The sequence below is a fragment of the Crocosphaera watsonii WH 8501 genome, assembly GCF_000167195.1.
GTDB lineage: Bacteria > Cyanobacteriota > Cyanobacteriia > Cyanobacteriales > Microcystaceae > Crocosphaera > Crocosphaera watsonii.
The window spans coordinates 1-5,052 of sequence record NZ_AADV02000233.1 but is presented as its reverse complement, the minus strand read 5'-3'; the positions used below and the strand labels follow the sequence as shown (position 1 = coordinate 5,052).

Genomic DNA, 5,052 nt, shown 5'->3' with positions numbered 1-5,052 from the left:
TTTGGCCTTTTTGGGTATTTACGGGGTCCCCCAGTTAGAGGACATGGCCCCAGCCAAAACGAAAATTGTGAGGAGCTTTATCGCCGCAGGGTTGCTTAGGTAGGGTGTCACAACGGCAAGTTGCCTTAGCCCACTGCCAAAAAAAGGGGTTTTAGTTTTAGATGCCCGGCTTATTCAAATTAGGGACCAATTAGTGGAACGTTATCTAGGAATTCAAAGCCCGTCATTTATTGTAATATATTGAAAAATAAATAAGGAGCAGACCGTTGTAATAAGTGTAATAAGTGAATCTCTATGGAGCAACAAGCAGATGAAGATAAAAAATATCTTAGAATCGTATGATTAAGTAAAATTGGTCTGCCCTCAATCAACATATACTTATCATATCTTCTTTTTGATTAATTTAGTAATGGTAAAAATACGACAAGACTTGGGTAAGTCAACTAAGGTATTTTTGTTTAGATCAATCAGGTTAGTTAAGAATCACTAGTGCAGCTTGGCGAAAGTAATCCACCAGATTTTTACAGAAACTTTCGTGACTAGCCACGACAATGTGTTTCAATGAAACTAACGGAAGAATCTCGAAGTTGATGTCCATGATAAAAGCATTGCCAATTAACCTCTCCAACCTACAGAAAACAGTACTCCAACAAATAGTGAGAGGGACAACAAACCCCTATCGCCTTGTTAGACGAGCCAAGCTAATCTTAGCCGCAGCATCAGGAGAGAGCAATAGTTCGATTAGTCGAAGATTAGAATTAGACCGAGTACAAGTGCGTCAGTGGCGATCGCGATGGTTTGAGGAGAGAGAAAAACTGAGTGCCGCCGAAGAACAACAGGTAACGGAGAAAGCATTAATGGTCTTGATCAAAGGAATTTTAAGCGATCGCCCAAGACCTGGAACAACAAAATCCTTTACGGTCGAACAAGTAGTCCAGATTGTAGCGATCGCTTGTGAAGAATGTGAAAAATCAGACAGACCAGTGAGCCATTGGACACCTTCAGAGTTGGCGGATGAAGCCATAAAAAGAGGAATTGTCGAAAAGATTGCCCCCCGTAGTGTGGGGCGTTTTTTAAAAAGAAGCGACATTACAACCACATCTCGTTCGTTACTGGTTAAATGCCAAAATTGATGATCCCTTAAAATTTAAAAAGCAAGTCAAATATATCTGTGAACTTCATCAAGAAGCTAAAACTTTGTTAGAACAAGGAATTCATTTAATTAGTACAGATGAAATGACAGGGATTCAAGCTCTTGAGAGATTATTTCCGAACAAAAGAATCAAGCCTAAACAAGTAGAAAAAATCGAATTTGAATATGAAAGACACGGAACTTTAAGCTTGATTGCGAACTGGGATGTGGCAAGAGGAAAAGTTGTTAGTCCCTCTATTGGACCGACAAGAACAGAACAAGATTTTTCTGAACATATCCAGAGAACGATTAAGATTGATGAAAAAGCAGAATGGATTTTTATTGTAGATAAACTCAACACTCATAAATCGGAAAGCTTAGTCAAATTAGTAGCAGAAAGCTGTGGAATTACTATTGATTTGGGGAGAAAGGGAAAGGAGGGGATTTTGCAATCTATGGACAGCAGAGCAGATTTTTTATCAGATGAATCTCATCGAATTCGCTTTGTTTATATTCCCAAACATACATCGTGGCTTAATCAAATTGAGTGTTGGTTTTCGATCTTAGTCCGGCGTTTACTCAAAAGAATTACTGTCCGTTCAACTGAAGAACTATCCCAAAAATTCTCAATTTTATTGATTACTTTAATCAACATTTTGCTAAGCCGTTCGTTTGGAAATTTAAGGGCTTTAAAGATCATAAGTGACTGGTGGATTATTTTTGCTAAGCTGCACTAGGAGCCGTAGCCTTAGCATTACCCTTCGTTTTAGCCGGGGCGTTAGTCTTAGCCTTAGTTGGAGTCTTATCTGGAGGGGGAGCCGGAGTCGTAACCGTAGCCGCAGCCTTAGTCGGAGCCTTAGCCGTAGCCATACCTGGAGCCATAGCTGTAGCCATAGCCATAGCTGCAGCTTTAGCCGGAGCGATAGCCATAGCCGTAGCCATAGCCGTAGCCATAGCCGTAGTCTTAGCCGTAGTCTTAGGGATGGCCTTGACAGGAGCCGTCTTCGGAGCAGTAGGTTTAGCCATAGCTTTAACCCTATTTGCCTGTTATCTTGCCTATCGTGCCATGAAAGGAGATCCTAGAGATGCTTGGATAAAAAACTTTGCTGTTGCCTTTGCTGCAACAGGTGGCACAACCTTTAAAAATGCTAATCTTACTGATGCTAACTTTACTAAAGCTATACTAAAAAGTACGGACTTTCGAGACGCTACTTTAACCCGTACTTGTTTTAAAAACACTGAAAAATTAGATCGTATTCGTCCAGGGAAAACCATTCTTAGGCAACCCCGTGTCAGAGAATTATTAATAACAGGAGATGGCTACAAAAAGAACTATCAAGATAATGATCTACGGGGTGCAAACTTGGATGGAGCTAACTTAAATCAAGCTAATTTAAAACAATGCGATCTCAGTGAAGCATCATTAAGAGCCACTAATTTAGAATGGGCAAACTTAACAGAAGTTTCCGCATTACAAACTAATTTTACCCGATGTAATTTAACAGGAGCTTGTTTAGAAGCTTGGAACATTGATAAAACCACCATTTTAGATAATGTAGATTGTCAATATGTTTTTTTATTAGAAAAACCAGATAAAAACGGCAATAGAGATCGTCATCCCCACGATCCTGATAAAGTATTTCAACCAGGAGATTTTGAACAACTGTACAGTAAAATTATGGAGACAGTACAGTTATTATTACGTAATGGGGTTAATTCTGAAGCTTTTAAAAGTGGCTTTCAAAAAATCATGGCAGAAAATCCTGAAATTACTTATGATTCTATCCAAGGTATTGAGAAAAAAGGTAAAGATGTGGTGGTTACTGTAGAAGTTCCCAAAGATGCTGATAAAGGAAAGATTGAACATCAATTTAATGAAGCTTACGAAATGAAATTAGAAGCAGTTAAACAAACCGCTTTATTAGAGGCAGCAAAAGAACATAAACAAGAAATCAAAGAATTAACTAAAGATATCACAGAAATTGCTAAACTAGCTTTAAGCAACCAACCCAATGTTAACACTATTATTGAGAATAAACCTATGACTAACAGTCCAGACAATAGCCAAAACATTACTTCAGGTAGAGATGTTATTTTAACTAATTCTAACGCTAACTTACGAGAAATTAGCGGTAATATTAATAACCTAATTCAACAATTACCTGATCAAAATAATGATGAAAAACTAGCATGAAAGAGCTAATAAGTCAACTACAAAAAGCCATAGAAAGTGAAGATAATCTTAAAGATGTCCAAAAAGTTGAAGCATTAGAAGAGGTTGAGATTTTGACAAAAGCAGCTAATAAACCAGAAGATAGTAAATTGAAGAAAGAAGCAAAACGCTCAAGCAATGTCTTAGCTGGAATTGCAAAAAACTTACCCCATGCGACAAAATTAGTGGAAGGATGTAATGAGTTATTACCTGCGATGGCCCAGTTATTAGGATTAAGTTAATATGTTATTGTTATGTTATTGTAAGGTGGACAATGCCCACCCTACTTGAGTTAATTATCAATTGTTAATTGTTAATTGTTAATTGTTAATTGATAGTTAGGGACGAATTAGTAACTCTCCTTCACAAATTAATTTATCCGTATCCAACTCAAAGGAATTAATAGAAACATCTGAACCTAAATCTACTGAAAAATCTTTAATATTGTGATTATTTAGATCAGGAATTCCATTTATTTCCACCTCAGATAAGTGTAATGTTTGTGGAGGTATTAATGTTAGTTTAGCCTTTATTTTTAATGGCTGAGTGACCCCATCGTGAGTTAACTTTCCTTGTAGGATAAAATAATTATTATCTAAATAAGCTCCTAGCCAATCAATATCATAGTTATCTAATAATTGAGAGGGTTCTGAGATTCCTTGATGTTCTAATAAAGTTTCCAGTAACCCTTTAAAACCTTCTCCTAATAAAGCAGATGAAATAGAAGCTTGTAGATTTTGATTGCTAATCGCTACGGCTCCAGAAACTCGGATAGTCTCTAATAATTGTAGAGGTTTACCCCGTAAAACTTGACCAATATTAATGCGGATATTTTCCCCTTTTAATTGAACCTCTCCTAAATGTAAACCTTGATAAATAGCTTGATTACCATTTAAAGTTACACCAGAAACATGACCTTTCAAAATTTGGCGATCGCTGCCTTGAATAGAAATATCGAGGGTTTCCACCTCCTCAACTTGGGAACGTAGCCAAAACTGCATAGCACGAGATAAAACCTTACTAATAACACGACTCATAAACATTCACTCCTCACACCCTACTTACACTAGAGATTAGGGGATTTACGCAAATATCTCAAGAGTTGACCCAAACCCAACTAACTTTAAGATTTTTTGGCTATTTCAGCCTCTTCGATATGCAAACTCTCCACACATGACGGTACATCACGGCAAATACCCACGAGATTTTGTACAGATCCAGCCACCCATTGAGATTCTTGAGAGGTTTCTTGAGCCGCCAAATCCACCGACTGCATAACTTGACTCACCGACTCAGAATTTTCCTGTTGCTCACTAGAATCCTCAGAAATCGATCGCACCGACGTATTGATGTGAACAGATACATCGATAATATCTTCTAGAGAAACGTTTGCTCTGCTCCGACTTATCGGATACATCGATCACCCGCTGCATGCTCTCCTCCATATCCGTCATTACCGAACCACTTCACCTTTAATTTTGCAAAACAATTTGCTCGAAATTCTTCCAAAGAACTTCCCGAACAATCTACCACATTGCCCAAATTGTTCAGAAAAAATAGCTAAAGCCTCGCCCAAGAACGCCGGAACCTTGCGGGCTTTTCTTGGAATCATTGCAAATTTCTTCAAATTGGAATCCCCAAAACCCTTTTTTTAAAAATCCCCCCGAAAAATTTTTAGAAAAATCCTATGGGTAAGACTATCGGCAAA

Annotated in this window: 5 protein-coding genes and 2 pseudogenes; 4 read left to right on the top strand and 3 right to left on the bottom strand. The window is 37.8% G+C overall.

Annotation, left to right across the window (positions count from 1 at the left end):
• Positions 1 to 551 precede the first annotated feature (551 nt).
• Positions 552 to 1,133: a helix-turn-helix domain-containing protein gene (locus tag CWATDRAFT_RS29640; RefSeq protein WP_007304885.1), complete on the top strand. Its 582-nt coding sequence runs from the start codon at positions 552 to 554 to the stop codon at positions 1,131 to 1,133.
• 64 nt (positions 1,134 to 1,197) lie between these two features.
• Positions 1,198 to 1,838: pseudogene (locus CWATDRAFT_RS29635) on the top strand (transposase).
• Between the two features lie 17 nt (positions 1,839 to 1,855).
• Here the strand turns inward: CWATDRAFT_RS29635 and CWATDRAFT_RS32180 are convergent.
• A complete protein-coding gene (locus tag CWATDRAFT_RS32180) occupies positions 1,856 to 2,158 on the bottom strand; it encodes a hypothetical protein (protein WP_069202821.1) in 303 nt (100 codons plus the stop codon).
• Between CWATDRAFT_RS32180 and CWATDRAFT_RS29630 the strand changes: the two genes are divergently transcribed.
• Complete coding sequence (locus tag CWATDRAFT_RS29630; RefSeq protein ID WP_007308416.1) at positions 2,115 to 3,326, top strand: pentapeptide repeat-containing protein; 1,212 nt, start codon at positions 2,115 to 2,117, stop codon at positions 3,324 to 3,326. The genes CWATDRAFT_RS32180 and CWATDRAFT_RS29630 overlap by 44 nt on opposite strands.
• Positions 3,323 to 3,586: a hypothetical protein gene (locus tag CWATDRAFT_RS40780; protein ID WP_007308417.1), complete on the top strand. Its 264-nt coding sequence runs from the start codon at positions 3,323 to 3,325 to the stop codon at positions 3,584 to 3,586. Before CWATDRAFT_RS29630 ends, CWATDRAFT_RS40780 begins: the two co-directional genes overlap by 4 nt.
• A gap of 96 nt (positions 3,587 to 3,682) precedes the next feature.
• Here the strand turns inward: CWATDRAFT_RS40780 and CWATDRAFT_RS29625 are convergent, their stop codons facing one another.
• A complete protein-coding gene (locus CWATDRAFT_RS29625; RefSeq protein ID WP_007308414.1) occupies positions 3,683 to 4,381 on the bottom strand; it encodes an LmeA family phospholipid-binding protein in 699 nt (232 codons plus the stop codon).
• Positions 4,382 to 4,467: 86 nt separating this feature from the next.
• Positions 4,468 to 4,810 (bottom strand): annotated as a pseudogene (locus CWATDRAFT_RS35080) (methyl-accepting chemotaxis protein); the annotation flags it as partial.
• Positions 4,811 to 5,052: the final 242 nt, after the last annotated feature.

Excerpts from the sequence above, each read along its gene's own strand:
- CWATDRAFT_RS40780 (WP_007308417.1), top strand. The coding sequence starts at position 3,323 with ATGAAAGAGCTAATAAGTCAACTACAAAAAGCCATAGAAAGTGAAGAT.
- CWATDRAFT_RS29640 (WP_007304885.1), top strand. The coding sequence starts at position 552 with ATGTGTTTCAATGAAACTAACGGAAGAATCTCGAAGTTGATGTCCATG.
- CWATDRAFT_RS29630 (WP_007308416.1), top strand. The coding sequence starts at position 2,115 with ATGGCCTTGACAGGAGCCGTCTTCGGAGCAGTAGGTTTAGCCATAGCT.
- CWATDRAFT_RS32180 (WP_069202821.1), bottom strand. The coding sequence starts at position 2,158 with ATGGCTAAACCTACTGCTCCGAAGACGGCTCCTGTCAAGGCCATCCCT.
- CWATDRAFT_RS29625 (WP_007308414.1), bottom strand. The coding sequence starts at position 4,381 with ATGAGTCGTGTTATTAGTAAGGTTTTATCTCGTGCTATGCAGTTTTGG.